General features: G+C 67.8%; 14 protein-coding genes. 12 read left to right on the top strand and 2 right to left on the bottom strand.

The features are described from left to right. Positions 1 to 119 precede the first annotated feature (119 nt). From H3O04_RS05760 to H3O04_RS05735, 6 genes are all read left to right on the top strand, one after another. Positions 120 to 1,004, top strand: a complete 885-nt coding sequence (locus H3O04_RS05760) for a glycosyltransferase family 2 protein (protein WP_006481237.1) — start codon at positions 120 to 122, stop codon at positions 1,002 to 1,004. A 78-nt stretch (positions 1,005 to 1,082) separates the two neighbouring features. Beyond that, the gene (locus tag H3O04_RS05755; RefSeq protein ID WP_202587310.1) at positions 1,083 to 2,018 is read left to right on the top strand and encodes a dihydrodipicolinate synthase family protein; all 936 of its coding nucleotides are present in this window, start codon (positions 1,083 to 1,085) and stop codon (positions 2,016 to 2,018) included. Positions 2,019 to 2,122: 104 nt separating this feature from the next. Beyond that, positions 2,123 to 3,301: an L-rhamnonate dehydratase gene (gene rhmD, locus H3O04_RS05750; RefSeq protein ID WP_012336767.1), complete on the top strand. Its 1,179-nt coding sequence runs from the start codon at positions 2,123 to 2,125 to the stop codon at positions 3,299 to 3,301. Positions 3,302 to 3,397: 96 nt separating this feature from the next. Further along, the gene (locus H3O04_RS05745) at positions 3,398 to 4,186 is read left to right on the top strand and encodes an SDR family NAD(P)-dependent oxidoreductase (protein ID WP_027810880.1); all 789 of its coding nucleotides are present in this window, start codon (positions 3,398 to 3,400) and stop codon (positions 4,184 to 4,186) included. A 17-nt stretch (positions 4,187 to 4,203) separates the two neighbouring features. After that, on the top strand, positions 4,204 to 4,518 hold the full coding sequence (rhaM, locus tag H3O04_RS05740; protein ID WP_023474533.1) for an L-rhamnose mutarotase: 315 nt from the start codon (positions 4,204 to 4,206) through the stop codon (positions 4,516 to 4,518). An 86-nt stretch (positions 4,519 to 4,604) separates the two neighbouring features. Next, on the top strand, positions 4,605 to 5,501 hold the full coding sequence (locus H3O04_RS05735; RefSeq protein ID WP_202587309.1) for an amidohydrolase family protein: 897 nt from the start codon (positions 4,605 to 4,607) through the stop codon (positions 5,499 to 5,501). 209 nt (positions 5,502 to 5,710) lie between these two features. On the opposite strand, the gene H3O04_RS05730 is transcribed toward H3O04_RS05735, so the two are convergent. Further along, positions 5,711 to 6,565, bottom strand: a complete 855-nt coding sequence (locus H3O04_RS05730; protein WP_034175604.1) for an SDR family oxidoreductase — start codon at positions 6,563 to 6,565, stop codon at positions 5,711 to 5,713. Positions 6,566 to 6,704: 139 nt separating this feature from the next. On the opposite strand from H3O04_RS05730, the gene H3O04_RS05725 reads away from it, so the two are divergent. Further along, positions 6,705 to 7,040, top strand: a complete 336-nt coding sequence (locus H3O04_RS05725) for a winged helix-turn-helix transcriptional regulator (protein ID WP_237666189.1) — start codon at positions 6,705 to 6,707, stop codon at positions 7,038 to 7,040. 19 nt (positions 7,041 to 7,059) lie between these two features. Here H3O04_RS05725 and H3O04_RS05720 read toward each other — a convergent pair whose 3' ends face one another. Next, positions 7,060 to 8,022 carry a LysR family transcriptional regulator gene (locus tag H3O04_RS05720; RefSeq protein WP_023474529.1) on the bottom strand — a complete coding sequence of 321 codons (963 nt, stop codon included), beginning with the start codon at positions 8,020 to 8,022 and terminating at the stop codon, positions 7,060 to 7,062. A gap of 88 nt (positions 8,023 to 8,110) precedes the next feature. Between H3O04_RS05720 and ilvD the strand changes: the two genes are divergently transcribed. From ilvD to H3O04_RS05695, 5 genes are read left to right on the top strand one after another with little or no spacing between them, the layout of a single operon-like run. Then, entirely contained in the window at positions 8,111 to 9,826 is a 1,716-nt protein-coding gene (ilvD, locus tag H3O04_RS05715; RefSeq protein ID WP_202587307.1) for a dihydroxy-acid dehydratase, read from the top strand. A gap of 1 nt (position 9,827) precedes the next feature. Then, entirely contained in the window at positions 9,828 to 11,210 is a 1,383-nt protein-coding gene (locus tag H3O04_RS05710) for an MFS transporter (protein ID WP_006481246.1), read from the top strand. Beyond that, on the top strand, positions 11,200 to 12,117 hold the full coding sequence (locus H3O04_RS05705; RefSeq protein ID WP_023474527.1) for a TauD/TfdA dioxygenase family protein: 918 nt from the start codon (positions 11,200 to 11,202) through the stop codon (positions 12,115 to 12,117). Before H3O04_RS05710 ends, H3O04_RS05705 begins: the two co-directional genes overlap by 11 nt. After that, positions 12,117 to 13,403 (top strand): aconitase X, encoded by a 1,287-nt coding sequence (locus tag H3O04_RS05700; protein ID WP_202587306.1) that lies wholly within the window; start codon positions 12,117 to 12,119, stop codon positions 13,401 to 13,403. Before H3O04_RS05705 ends, H3O04_RS05700 begins: the two co-directional genes overlap by 1 nt. Beyond that, positions 13,400 to 13,864, top strand: a complete 465-nt coding sequence (locus H3O04_RS05695; RefSeq protein WP_006481249.1) for an aconitase X swivel domain-containing protein — start codon at positions 13,400 to 13,402, stop codon at positions 13,862 to 13,864. Before H3O04_RS05700 ends, H3O04_RS05695 begins: the two co-directional genes overlap by 4 nt. Positions 13,865 to 13,878: the final 14 nt, after the last annotated feature.

Genomic DNA, 13,878 nt, shown 5'->3' with positions numbered 1-13,878 from the left:
GCCGCACGCGAACGGGCAGGACCGGCCGGTCGACGAGACAAGCAGTCGTGCAAAGGAGGACGGGCCGCCCGGATCGACCGGCGCGGCGCATCGCTACCTGATCGTCACGAGGTGCCGTCATGCCACACGGTACGTTGGTCACGCTGTACAAACCCTCCGCCGCGCAGATCGAGCATTTGCTGACCTTGCCCGCGAAAAGCCCCGCCGTCGTCGCGGTCGACAATTCGCCCGTCGCCGATCCCGCGCTGTACGCACGGCTCGCTGCGGGCGGCGTCGACGTGATCCCGAATCACAATCGCGGCGGTATCGCCGGTGCGTTCAACGCCGGCGTCGAATTCCTGATCGGCCGCGGCTGCGACGTCTTCTTCATCTTCGACCAGGATTCGCACGTTCCGGACGACTATTTCGATCGCATGCTGGCCGGCTGCGCGCGGGTGGGCGACAGCCGCTTCCTGGTCGGCCCGCGGATCTTCAACCGCAATTTTCAGCGCGACCTGCCGTTGTTCACGGTGCGCCGGTGGTCCGCGCAGATCACGCCGATCCACGGCGGCGCGCACGGCCTGCTGTCGTGCTCGGTCATCATCTCGTCGGGCACCGCGATCTCGCTCGACGCGTATCGTGCGCTCGGCCGCTTTCGCGAGGACTTCTTCATCGACCACGTCGACGCGGAATACTGCATGCGCGCGCAGGCGCACGGCGTACCGGTGTGCGTCAACGCCGACGTGTCGCTGCCCCACGAACTCGGCAGCCCGTCCGCGCAGCAGCACTGGCCGCGCGTCGAGATCTTCGATCAGAGCGCGCTGCGCCACTACTATGCGGCGCGCAACTGCATCCTCGTCGCGCGCGACTACTGGCGGCGCTATCCGGCGATGCTGCTGATCAATCTCATCACGCTCAAGCACGTCGCGTTCGTGCTGCTGCATGCGCGCAACAAGCGACTGAAGCTGAAGGCGATCTATTGCGGCGTGACGGACGGGCTGCGAGGGCGGTACGGGCGCGTGTGACGCGTGATTTATCGCGGCATCGGCGCACGATGAACGCGCCATACAATTCGGATCACTGATTATAAGAGAGGATTCCAGATGAACTTGCCTACGCCGATTCACCGCCGCTATACGGGCGCGTTCTCCGTCGCGCCGACGATCTTCACCGAGTCGGGCGAGATCGACATGCCGGGCCAGAAGCGCTGTGTCGACTTCATCATCGACGCGGGAGCGGACGGCCTGTGCATCCTGGCGAACTACTCGGAGCAGTTTTCGTTGACCGACGACGAGCGCGAGCGGCTCATCGCCGCGATCCTCGAGCACGTGGCGGGGCGCGTACCGGTGATCGTGACGACCACGCATTTCAGTCCGGCGATCTGCGCGGCGCGCAGCCGCGCCGCGCAGGCGGCCGGTGCGTCGATGGTGATGGTGATGCCGCCGTACCACGGCGCGACGATTCGTTGCGGCGAGGCTGCGATCGAGCAGTTCTATGCGGAGCTTTCCGACGCGATCGCGATTCCGATCATGTACCAGGATGCGCCGATGAGCGGCACGCAGGTATCGGCCGCGTTTCTGGCGCGTATCGCGCACACGATTCCGAATCTGCGCTACTTCAAGATCGAGGTGCCGCAATCGGCGGCGAAGCTGCGCGAGTTGATCGCGCTCGGCGGCGACGCGATCGAGGGGCCGTTCGACGGCGAGGAAGCAATCACGCTGCTCGCCGATCTCGATGCGGGCGCGACCGGCAGCATCCTCGGCGGCGGTTATCCGGACGGGCTGCGGCCGATTCTCGCCGCGTATCTCGCCGGGCAGCGCGACGAGGCAGTCGCCCAGTACGAGCAATGGCTGCCGTTGATCAATTACGAGAACCGTCAGGCCGGCCTGCTGGCGGCGAAGGCGCTGATGAAGGAGGGCGGCGTGATCGCATCGGACGCGCCGCGCCGTCCGCTCGCGCCGCTGCATCCGGCCACGCGCGCGGGCCTGATCGAGATCGCGCGACGGCTCAACGCGCTGGTGCTGCGCTGGGCACGCTGACGCGGCCGCCTCGCAGCACGACCTTGCGATTTCCGCCGCGGTCCGTGCGCACGACGCGTACGCGTGGCCGCCGCACTCGATGACCCAACCAAGGAACCCGAAGAATGAGCATGCCGACGATACGCGCGGTCCGCGCGCTGACGGTGCGTGGTGGCGGTGCCGACTACCACGATCAGGATGCCGGTCACTGGATCGACGACCACATCGCGACGCCGATGTCGCGCTACCCCGAATACCGGCAAAGCCGCCAGTCGTTCGGCATCAACGTGCTCGGCACGCTCGTGATCGAGGTCGAGGCCAGCGACGGCACGGTCGGTTTCGCGGTGACGACCGGCGGCGAGATCGGCGCGTTCATCGTCGAGCGGCATCTCGCGCGCTTCATCGAAGGGCAGCGCGTGACCGACATCGAGAAGATGTGGGATCAGATGTTCCATGCGACGCTGTACTACGGGCGCAAGGGTGTCGTGCTCAATGCGATCTCCGGCGTCGATCTCGCGCTGTGGGATCTGCTCGCCAAGGTCCGGCGGGAGCCCGTGCACCAGTTGCTCGGCGGCAAGGTGCGCGACGAGCTCGAGTTCTACGCGACCGGTGCCCGGCCCGATCTCGCGAAGGAGATGGGCTTCATCGGCGGCAAGCTGCCGCTGCATCACGGCCCGGCCGAGGGAGAGGCCGGCCTGCGCCGCAATCTCGACGCGCTTGCCGACATGCGTTCGCGTGTCGGCGCCGATTTCTGGCTGATGCTCGACTGCTGGATGAGTCTCGACGTGCCGTATGCGACGCGGCTCGCGCACGAAGCGCACGCGCTCGGCCTGAAATGGATCGAGGAATGCCTGCCGCCCGACGACTATTGGGGCTATGCGAAGCTGCGCCGCGACGTGCCGCGCGGCATGCTCGTCACGACCGGCGAGCACGAGGCGACCCGCTGGGGCTTCCGGATGCTGCTGGAGATGGAGTGCTGCGACATCATTCAGCCGGACGTGGGCTGGTGCGGCGGGCTCACCGAGCTGATCCGGATCTCGGCGCTCGCCGACGCGCGCGGCGTGCTGGTGATTCCGCACGGCTCGTCGGTCTACAGCTATCACTTCGTCGCGACGCGCCACAACAGCCCGTTTGCCGAATTCCTGATGATGGCGCCGCAGGCGGATCGCGTCGTGCCGATGTTCGATCCGCTGCTGCTCGACGAACCGGTGCCGGTCGGCGGGCGGATGAAGGTGCCCGACACGCCCGGCTTCGGCGTGCGCCTGAATCCGGACGTGCGCATGCAGCGTCCGTACGAACACTGAGCGCGCGAATGCGTGCATCCGCATCGTGATGTGGCCGGCTCGAACGGCGCGGCAGCCGCTGCGGCGCGCGCGATGGTCGAGGCAGAGGAGGGCGCAATGACGAAGTTGCTCGAAGACAGGATCGTCGTCGTGACGGGCGGATCGCGCGGGATCGGCCGTGCGATCGCGCTGGCGTGTGCTCGGCATGGCGCCGACATCGTCGTCAATTACTGGACGAATCCGTTGCTGCCCGCGCAGGCCGAGCACGAGATCGACGCGCTCGTCGACGCGATCCGCGCGACGGGGCGCGACGCGCTGGCCGTGCCGGGCGACGTCGCGCAGCCCGACACGGCGCGCGCGCTGGTCGCGGCCGCAGTCGAGCGATTCGGCCGGATCGACGTGCTGGCGAGCAATGCCGGAATCTGCCCGTTCCACGGCTTCCTGGACTTGCCGCCCGAGCTGCTGCAACGAACGATGGAAGTGAACCTGCACGGCGCGTTCTACATGACCCAGGCCGTCGCCCGGCAAATGGCCGCGCAAGGGCGCGGCGGCGCGATCGTCGCGACCAGCTCGATCAGCGCGCTGGTCGGCGGCGGCATGCAGACACACTACACGCCGACCAAGGCTGGCGTCCATGCGCTGATGCAGTCGTGCGCGGTCGCGCTCGCGCCGCACCGGATTCGCTGCAATTCGGTGCTGCCCGGCACGATCCGGACCGAAATCAACGACGACGATCTCGCCGCGCCCGGCAAGACCGAGTACTTCGAGCGCAGGATTCCGCTCGGTCGCCTCGGCGAGCCGGACGACGTCGCCGACTGCGTCGTGTTTCTCGCGTCCGACATGGCGCGCTACGTGAACGGCGCCGCGCTGCTCGTCGACGGCGGCATGTACGTGAACCTTCAGTGAAACGACGACGCATGACCATGGAAACGATCGCCTTCAGGATGCGCCTGCAACCCGGCAAGCGGGACGAATACCGGCGCCGGCACGATGCGATCTGGCCGGAACTGGCCGACGCGCTTCGTGCGGCGGGTATCTCGGACTACTGGATCTTTCTCGACGATGACACCCATCACCTGTTCGCCGTGCTCAAACGGCCGGCCGATCACCGGATCGCGCAACTCGCCGAAACGGACGTGATGCGTCGCTGGTGGGCGTACATGGCCGACCTGATGGCGACCGGGCCGGACGGGCGCCCGGTCGAGAAAGCGCTGGAGCCGATGTTTCATCTGGAATGAGGCCGGCCGCTCGACGGGCGGCCACGTTCGACGTGTGCCGACCCGTTGCAGCGGATCATCGTGTCGCATCAACTCATGGAGCCCACATGCAGGTTGTCGATCCCCATGTCCATTTCTGGGACGCCGACGCGCTGAGCTACGGCTGGCTCGATCGTGCCCAACCGGCGTTCTCGGGCGCGGTGGCGGAATTGCCGCGCCGGTACCAGCCCGCGGACCTGCGCGCGGACGCCGGCGCGGATATCGACGTGCTGAAGGTCGTGCATGTCGAGGCGATCCACGATGCGTGGACGACGCCGAGCGAAGTCGACTGGCTGCAGGCGCTTGCCGATGCGCCGGCGAGCGGCGGGATGCCGGACGGCATCGTCGCGGGTGTCGACCTGTTCGCGCCGGACGCACGCATCCGGCTCGCCGGCGCGGCGGCGCATCCGAACGTGCGCGGCATCCGGCAGGTGTTGAACCGGCATCCGGACCCCTGGTACAACTACGTCGACGTGAATTATCTGGCCGAGCCGCGCTGGCGAGAGAACTTCGGGATGCTGAGCGAGTTCGGTTTGTCGTTCGACCTGCAGCTGTACCCTGCCCAGGTCGGCGCTGCGCTTGCCGTCATCGATGCGCACCCCGACACGCCCGTGATCGTCAATCACACGGGCATGTTCGTCGACCGAAGCAGCGTGCACGGCTGGCGCGAATGGCGCGACGGACTGCGCGGGCTCGCGCGGCGGGCGAACGTGACGATGAAGCTGTCCGGGCTCGCGATGTTCGACCATCGCTGGACGGTCGAAAGTTTCCGCCCGTACGTGCTCGAGGCCATCGACGTGTTCGGCGTGGCGCGCTGCATGTTCGCGTCGAACTTCCCGGTCGATCGGCTCCATGCCGGCTATCGGGCGCTGTGGCACGCTTATGCGGCGATCGTCGCGGGAGCCGGCGACGATGAGCGCGACGCGCTGTTCGTCCGCAATGCACTGCGAATTTACCGATTGTGAGCCGCGTGCCACCGTGGACGTCAACGGACGTGCACTCCGCGCGTCGCCGGTCGGCGTGATTCGCACCGCGCCGCAACGTACGCTTGCGCCGGCGCCGACGGGCCACGCGCAGTAGCGCGGCTGGCGCGATCGATGCGGCTGTATCGGCGCCGGCCACACTGCGCGCCGTCGAGCGGCGCGGGCCGGCGCCGCCCAGGCACCTGCTCGCTTCAACCGCGCAGCGCGGTCGCGACGACGCTCGCCAACGGCGTCGTGGGTCGACCGATCAGTCGCGCGAGGGCGCCGCCATCGTCGAACAGCGCACCGCGCGACGCGGCCACGTCGGCGTCGGCCAGGACGCCGGCAAACTCGGGCGGCAGCCCGGCGCTCGTCAGCGCGTCGGCATAAGCGTCCTGCGCGAGATCGTTGTACACGACGGGCTTGCCGGACTGCCGCGAAACCTCGGCAGCCAGTTGCGTGAGCGTGAACGCATCGTCCGCCGCCAGTTCATACGTTTTTCCTGCATGGCCGTCCGTCGCCAGTGCCACGGCCGCGGCCGCCGCATAGTCCTCGCGCGCGGCGGAAGAGAAGCGCCCGTCCTTCGCGGCCCCGATGAACGCGCCGTGCTCGAGCGCCGCGGGGAGAGCCATCAGATGATTCTCGGTGTACCAGCCATTGCGAAGGATGACGGCGGGAAGGCCGGCGGCCGCGATGATTTCTTCCGTCTGCCGGTGCTCGATCGCGAGTCGGGCGGGCGAGGTGTCGGCGTGCAGCATGCTCGTATAGGCGAGCAGCGAGACTTCCGCCCGCCGGGCCGCGTCGATCACCGCGCGATGCAGCGGCAGGCGCCCGGCGACTTCGGTCGACGAGATCAGCAGGAGTTTGTCGACCCCGACGAACGCGCTGGCGAGCGTTTCAGGCCGCGTGTAGTCGGCCTCGCGCACCACCACGCCGCGCGCCTCGAGGTCGCGTGCCTTCGCGGGATTCCTGACCGCCGCGACGATCCGGCTGGCTGGCACGGTTTCAAGCAAGGCATCGATCACAAGGCGCCCGAGTTGCCCGGATGCTCCCGTTATTGCATACATGTTCATTCTCTCCGTGAATCGGTGGGTGAGGCTCCCAGTGTAGGGATGAAGGTTTCCATTGGAAACCACCTATCCATCGGTTACCATCATTTTCAAGTAACCAAATGGAAACCATCCCGGGACGACGATGGGCTTGAGAATGCGAAAGAAGGTGGAGCCGCTTCCCGGCTGCCCGATGTCGAAATGCATGGCGCTGATCGGCGGCCTCTGGACGCCCGAACTGATCTGGTGCCTGAGCAATGGCTCGCGTCGGTTTTCGGAGTTGCGGCGCGACAACCCGACCATCACCGCGAAGGTGCTGACCGGCAGGCTGCGTGATCTCGAGGAGCGGGGCGTGATCCGGCGAAGCGTGTTGCCGACGTCGCCGCCGTCGGTGGAATACGAGTTGACGTCGCTGGGCCAGGAACTGCTGCCGGCGATTACGTCGATCGTGGAGGTCGGGTCGCGCCTGCTGCTTCGCGACCGGCCCCGCTAGCCATTTCCGCCTGGCCGGCCTACCGTGCCGCCGCCGAACGCTTCCGCTTCGTATTTGGCAACGGCTCGTGCTGCATCGGCCCCTTGACGAGTTCGCTCATCGCGTCGCGAATCCAGCGGTTGGCCGGCTCGTGATGAAAGCGCGGATGCCAGTGCAGATAAAGCTCGTACGTGGGGGCGGGGAAGGGCAGCGGCAGCAGCTTGACGTTCACGAACTCCGCGAAGCGCCGCCCGACGGCCTGCGGCACCGCCGCGATCATGTCCGACCCGGCGACGACGAACGGCACGCCGATGAAGCGCGGCGTACTGAAGCGGACGTTGACGCGAATCCCGAGGCGCTCGTGCGTGCGGGCGAGCACGTCCTGCTCGCGGCCTTCGGGATGCACCATCACGTGCGCGGCGGCGCGGTACTGATCGAGCGATAGCGTGTCCCCGATTTCCGGATGATCGTCGCGGGCGATACACACATACGAGTGCCGGTACAGCGCCTTGCGCTTCAGCGATTCGCTGTTCAACCCCGGAAAGTAGCCGATCGCGAGGTCGACGTCGCCGCTCGCCAGCCCTTCCTCCAGCTCCGGCATGCTGAGCGCGACCGTCTTGATGCTCACGTGCGGCGCGGCCTTGTCGAGAAAGCTCTCCAGGCGGGGCAGGAACACCATTTCGCCGATGTCCGACATGCACAGCACGAAGTTGCGCGACGACCCGGCGGGGCGGAACTCGGGCATCGGCAGGATTTCGGTCTGCACCAGATCCAGTAGCCGCGCCACCGGCTCGCCGAGCGCCTGCGCGCGCGGCGTCGGCTCCATGCCGCGGCCCGTGCGCACGAACAGCGGGTCCTCGAACAGCTCGCGCAGCTTCGACAACGCATAGCTCATCGCCGGCTGGCTGAGCCCGATGCTGACGCCCGCCTGCGTCACATGGCGCTTTTTCAGCAGCGCATCGAACACTTTCAGCAGATTCAGGTCGACCTGACGAATATCCATGGTTTGGATGATACCTATCGATTTCACATAATTGACGGATTTTATCGGGCTTCCTACCATCGTTTCCACAACAAAGGAGTGAGACACCATGTCCGATGGACGCAAGCCGCAACGCCCGTTGCGCAGCAATTTCCCGCGCGGTTCCTACCTCGGCGCGGTGCGCGCCGCGCAGTGGCGCAATCTCGGCATCAGCGAGGAAGACCTCGACAAGCCGAAGATCGCCATCGTCAATTCCTCGTCCGAACTCGCCACCTGCTTCAGCCATCTCGACGGCATCGCCGCGCAACTGAAACAGACGATCCGTGCCGCGGGCGCGCTGCCGTTCGAGATCCGCACCGCGGCGCCGAGCGACTTCATCACCGGCGCGGGCGCACGCGGCGCCTACATGCTGGCCGCGCGCGACCTCGTCACGAACGACATCGAAGTGGCCGTCGAGGGCGCGCAACTCGACGGCATGGTGTGCCTCGCGTCGTGCGACAAGACCGTGCCGGGCCAGCTGATGGCCGCCGCGCGGCTGAATATCCCGAGCATCGTCGTCGCGTGCGGTTATCAGCCGAGCGGCGAATATCGCGGCGAGCACGTGGACATCGAGGACGTGTTCGTCGGTGCGATGCATGCGCTGACCGGCAAGCTGCCCGTCGAGGACCTGATCGGCATGAGCCAGAACGCGATTCGCGGCCCCGGCGTGTGTTCGGGGCTCGGCACCGCGAACTCGATGCACATGGTCAGCGAGGCGCTCGGCATGTCGTTGCCCGGCAGCACGCCGGTCGCCGCCAACAGCGAGCGGATGTTCGCGTTCGTGCGCGAAGCCGGCGCGCGCATCGTCGAGATGGTGCGCGACGACCTGAAGCCGCGCGACATCCTCACGCACGGCGCGTTCGCGAATGCGGTGAAGACGGTGCTCGCGGTCGGCGGCTCGATCAATACGGTCAAGCACTTGCAGGCGGTCGCGGCCGAAGGCGGGCTCGACGTCGACGTGTACGCGCTGTTCGAAGCATTCGCCGCGCAGATCCCGGTGCTGACCGGCGTGCGTCCGGTCGGCTCGCACACGATCGAGCAACTGGAGGCGGCGGGCGGCGGCCGCGGCGTGATGAAGCGGCTCGAAGCGTGGCTCGACACCGGTGCGCTGACGGTGACCGGGCGCACGGTGAAGGACAACCTGGCCGAGGCGACGATCGCCGACGACGACGTGATCCGCCCGCCGCAACGCGCGTTCGCGAACCATCCGGCCATCGTGCTGGTGCGCGGCAACCTCGCCCCGCAGGCCGGCATCGTCAAATTCGGCATCTCGCCGACCAAGCAGCGCACGTTTACCGGCGACGCGATCTGCTTCTCGACCTCCGACGACGCGATCGCCGCGATCAAGGACGGCCGCGTGCAGCCGGGCAAGGTCGTCGTGATGCGCGGCGCGGGCGTGTGCGGCGGCCCGGCGATGGGCGGCGGGGCGTCGCGCGTGGTGTTCGCGATCGACGGCGCGGGCTTGTCCGAGCAGGTCGCGATGCTCACCGACGGACATCTGTCGGGGCTGGTCTGCAAGGGGCTGGTGGTCGCGGAAGTGGCGCCGGAAGCGGCGACTGGCGGCCCGCTCGCGTTCGTCGAGGACGGCGACACGATCGACATCGATCTGGACCGGCGCGTCTGCGACCTGAAGGTCGACGAAGCCGAGCTGGCGCGCCGCCGCGCCGCATGGCAGCGTCCCGCGCCGGTCAACGACACCGGCTGGCTGAAAATCTACCGCGCGACGGTCGGCACGATGCCGCAAGGCGCGGTGCTCGGCGCGGACCGGCCGGCGCGGGAGCGTTGAGATGAGCGGCGAAACCGTAATCGACATCGGCACGGTGATCGAGCGGCAGCAGACCACCCGCTTCGGTGTCCTGCTGATCGTCGCGATGGGCGTGATGATGATGACCGAAGGCTACGACCTCGCCGCGATGGCGTTCGCGGCCCCGGCGCTGAGCCGCGCGTGGCACCTCAAGCATGGCGTGCTCGGCCCGGTGTTCGGCGCATTCGTATTCGGCACGATGATCGGCGCGTTCGTGCTCGGCTATCTCGGCGACGTGATCGGCCGCAAACGCATGATCGTGATCGGCAGCGTCGTGCTCGCGGGCTTCACGCTCGCCGCGTCGCGTGCCACCGGCCTCGAACAGCTGCTGGTGCTGCGCTTTCTGGCGGGCATCGGCATCGGCGGCGTGGTGCCGAACGCGATCGCCTATACGACGGAGTTCGCGCCGAAGCGCTGGCGCGCGACGTGGGTCACGCTGATGTACAGCGGCTATACGATCGGCAGCAGCGTGGGCGGTCTCGTGTCGGCGTGGCTCGTGCCGAAGTTCGGCTGGCAGGTGGTGTTCGTGATCGGCGGCCTCGCACCGCTCGTGTCGAGCGCGATGTTGTGGTTCGCGGTGCCGGAGTCGATCCGCTTCCTGACGCTCAAGGGCCGTCATGCCGAAGTCGCGCGAATCGTCGCGCGGATCGCACCGGGCTTCGCCGTCGCGCCGCAGGCCCGCTTCGTGATCGGCGGCGCTTCGCAGGATCACGCGCACGAGCGCCGCCGCGACGGCTCGCTGCGGCTGCTGTTCGCGGGCCGGCTGCGCGCGCTGACGCCGGTGCTGTGGGCCGTCTACATCGCGAACTCGATGGCGCTGTTTTTTCTCAGCAGCTGGTTGCCGGTGCTGATCGAAAGCGTGGGCCTCGCACCGCGCGACGCGGCACTCGTCTCGACGATGTTCCAGGTCGGCGGCACGCTGGGCGGGCTCGCGCTGATGCGCTTCGTCGACACGCGCGGCGCCATCATCATCACCGTGCTGCCGCTCGTCGGCACGCCGCTCGTCGCGCTGCTCGGCACCGGACTGCCCGCGCCGATGCTGGTCGCGGCGGTGTTCCTGACCGGCTTCACGGTGGTCGGCACGCAGTTTGGCCTGAACGCGGTCGCGGCACTCGTCTATCCGACCGCGCTGCGCGCGAAAGGCACGGGCGCGGCGGTCGGTATCCAGAAGATCGGCGCGATCGCCGGGCCGGTGATCGGCGGGATGCTGATGTCCGCGCATCTGCCGGTCGAACGGATGTTCTTTCTCGGCGCGGTACCGGTCGCCTTCGTCGCGCTCCTCGCGTTCGCGCTCGGCCGCCTGCATCGCCGCGGCGACGATGCCGCGCCGGACAACGCTCAAACAGGAGCTGCCCATGTCGCTTGAAGTCGTTCCCATTGACGCCGCGCGTCCGGATTTCGTCGGTCTCGCCAGCGGCATCGATCTGACCGCGCCCGTGTCCGAACCGCTCGCATGCGCGATCGACGCCGCGATGAACCGCTACGCGGTGCTGGTGTTCCGCGCTCAGCCGCTCACGCAGGACCAGCAGCTCGCGTTCGCGCGCGCGCTCGGACCGCTCGATGTCGGTTTCAAGCGCGTCGCGCGTCCGCATGCGCGGCTCGCATACCAGGAACTCGCGGACATCTCGAACGTGGACGAGTCCGGACAGATCGCGGACCGCGCGCATCGACGCATCGTCGGCAATCTCGCGAATCAGTTGTGGCACAGCGACAGTTCGTTCCAGCAGCCGGCGGCGCGCTATTCGATGCTGCATGCGGTCGTCGTGCCGGAGTGGGGCGGCGAGACCGAGTACGCGGACATGCGCGCCGCGTGGGATGCGCTCGACCCTCGCGAGCAACGTGAACTCGACGGGCTCGAAGCGGAGCACTACGCGCTGCACTCGCGCTTCCTGCTCGGCGATACCGACTACACCGACGCGCAACGCAACGCGCTGCCGCCGGTGCGCTGGCCGCTGGTGCGCGAGCACGCCGGGTCGGGGCGGCGGCATCTGTTCATCGGCGCGCACGCGACGCATGTCGTCGGTCGCACGCTGGCCGAAGGCCGCGTGTTGCTGATGGATCTGCTCGAACATGCGACCGCGCGCCGTTTCGTGTATTCGCATCGCTGGCGGCCCGGCGATCTCGTGATCTGGGACAACCGCTGCACGCTGCACCGCGGCCGCCGTCACGATCTGTCGGTGCGCCGCGAGTTGCGGCGCGCGACGACGGTCGACCTCGACCGATACGTGACGGCGCCGGCGGAGCAACTCGAACCTGTACAGGGAGCACGCTAATGCAGTTGAACGACGACGAACAGGCGATGCTCGACGGCCGTGACGGCGCGGCCGTGCAGCGCGCGATGGATCTGCTGGTGCGCTACGGCGAAGCGCTCGGCGCGTCGCGCCTGGTGGACACGAACAACGTGTGCGGCACGGTCGGCGCGACGATGCCGTTCCTGCGCGATTACGCGGCCACGCACGGCGGCCTCGACGCGGTGTTTTCCGAATTCAACCTCGATAGCCCCGAGGTGGTCGAGGTGCCGAAGGCGAAGGTCTTCAGCAGCCACCTGCAGCAGGGGCTCGACCCGCAGCATGCGGGGCGCCAGGGCATCGACGGCGAGATCGTGAAGCTGTACCGCCAGGGCGAGGCGTTCACCGGGCGGCTCGGCATCCAGCCGCTCAATACCTGCGCGCCGTACCTGACCGGCAACGTGCCGGTGCGCGGCGAGCATTGCGCGTGGATGGAGTCGTCCGCGGTCATCTACATCAACGCGGTGCTCGGCGCGCGCACCAATGCCGAAGGGCGCGAGAGCACCGGCGCCGCGATGCTGACCGGCAAGATTCCGTACTGGGGCCTGCACCTCGACGAAAACCGCGGCGGCACGCATCTGATCGAACTCGACGTCGACGTGAAGACGGTGCAGGACTGGGGGCTGCTCGGCTACTACGTCGGCGAATGCGTGCAGGACCGCATTCCGGTGATCGACGGCCTGCGCGACGTGCCGAACCTGCCGAAGCTCAAGCACTTCGGCGCGGCCGCGGCTTCGTCGGGCGGCGTCGAGATGTACCACATCGTCGGCCAGACGCCGGAGGCACGCACGCGCGACGAAGCGTTTCGCGGCCGCAAGCCGCTCGAGACGATCCGCTACGGCGCGGCCGAGCGGCGCATCGCGTACGAGCGCGTCAACACCACCGCGAAAGACGCCCAGGTCGACTTCGTGATGCTCGGTTGTCCGCACTATTCGATCGAGCAGATCTGGGAGGTCTGCCAGTTGCTCGAAGGCCGCCGTATCGGCACGAATACCGAGCTGTGGATCTTCACCGCGCGCGCGACCCGCCAGCTGGCGGACCAGGCCGGCTATACGAAGCTGATCGAGGACGCGGGCGGGGTGCTGATGACCGACACGTGCTCGGCGATCGGTCGCGTGATGCCCAAGGGCACGCGCGTCGTCGCGCTCGATTCGGCGAAGCAGGCGCACTACCTGCCGGCGATCATGGGCGTGCAGGCGTGGTTCGGCACCACGGCCGATTGCATCGAGGCTGCGGTGAGCGGCCGCTGGAACGGAGGGCTGGCGGCATGAGCACGCATCACGAAATTCACGAAATGACGGGCAAAGCCCGCACGCCGATCGTGCTGCGCGGACGCAAGGTGGTCGGCGGCCGTATCGAGGGCGAGGCGCTCGTCACACGCGATCGCATCTCCGGCTGGGGCGGCATCGATCCGCGCACCGGCACGATCATCGAGACGCGTCACGAACTGCGCGGCCAGAGCTTCGCGAACAAGGTGCTGGTGTTTCCCGGCGCGAAGGGTTCGTCCGGATGGTCCAGCCAGTTCCATATCGCGCGAATCGCGGGCACCGCCCCGGCCGCGATGCTGTTCAACGAAATGACCACGAAGATCGCGCTCGGCGCGGTGGTGAGCCACGCGCCATCGCTGACCGACTTCGACATCGATCCGCTCGACGTGATCGAAACGGGCGACTGGGTGCGCGTCGATGCCGAGCGCGGCGTCGTCGAAGTGCTCAAGCGCAGCCGCACCTGATTCCGGCGCGCGGC

This window comes from Burkholderia sp. KCJ3K979, assembly GCF_016759955.1.
Lineage (GTDB): Bacteria > Pseudomonadota > Gammaproteobacteria > Burkholderiales > Burkholderiaceae > Burkholderia > Burkholderia orbicola.
This window is presented reverse-complemented; position numbering and strand designations above follow the sequence as displayed.

Bases quoted from the DNA above. Each gene is read 5' to 3' on its own strand.
- H3O04_RS05710 (WP_006481246.1), top strand. From the start codon at position 9,828: ATGAGCGGCGAAACCGTAATCGACATCGGCACGGTGATCGAGCGGCAG.
- H3O04_RS05695 (WP_006481249.1), top strand. From the start codon at position 13,400: ATGAGCACGCATCACGAAATTCACGAAATGACGGGCAAAGCCCGCACG.
- rhmD (WP_012336767.1), top strand. From the start codon at position 2,123: ATGAGCATGCCGACGATACGCGCGGTCCGCGCGCTGACGGTGCGTGGT.
- H3O04_RS05725 (WP_237666189.1), top strand. From the start codon at position 6,705: ATGCGAAAGAAGGTGGAGCCGCTTCCCGGCTGCCCGATGTCGAAATGC.
- rhaM (WP_023474533.1), top strand. From the start codon at position 4,204: ATGGAAACGATCGCCTTCAGGATGCGCCTGCAACCCGGCAAGCGGGAC.
- H3O04_RS05760 (WP_006481237.1), top strand. From the start codon at position 120: ATGCCACACGGTACGTTGGTCACGCTGTACAAACCCTCCGCCGCGCAG.
- H3O04_RS05720 (WP_023474529.1), bottom strand. From the start codon at position 8,022: ATGGATATTCGTCAGGTCGACCTGAATCTGCTGAAAGTGTTCGATGCG.
- H3O04_RS05700 (WP_202587306.1), top strand. From the start codon at position 12,117: ATGCAGTTGAACGACGACGAACAGGCGATGCTCGACGGCCGTGACGGC.
- H3O04_RS05730 (WP_034175604.1), bottom strand. From the start codon at position 6,565: ATGTATGCAATAACGGGAGCATCCGGGCAACTCGGGCGCCTTGTGATC.
- H3O04_RS05745 (WP_027810880.1), top strand. From the start codon at position 3,398: ATGACGAAGTTGCTCGAAGACAGGATCGTCGTCGTGACGGGCGGATCG.
- H3O04_RS05755 (WP_202587310.1), top strand. From the start codon at position 1,083: ATGAACTTGCCTACGCCGATTCACCGCCGCTATACGGGCGCGTTCTCC.
- H3O04_RS05705 (WP_023474527.1), top strand. From the start codon at position 11,200: ATGTCGCTTGAAGTCGTTCCCATTGACGCCGCGCGTCCGGATTTCGTC.
- ilvD (WP_202587307.1), top strand. From the start codon at position 8,111: ATGTCCGATGGACGCAAGCCGCAACGCCCGTTGCGCAGCAATTTCCCG.
- H3O04_RS05735 (WP_202587309.1), top strand. From the start codon at position 4,605: ATGCAGGTTGTCGATCCCCATGTCCATTTCTGGGACGCCGACGCGCTG.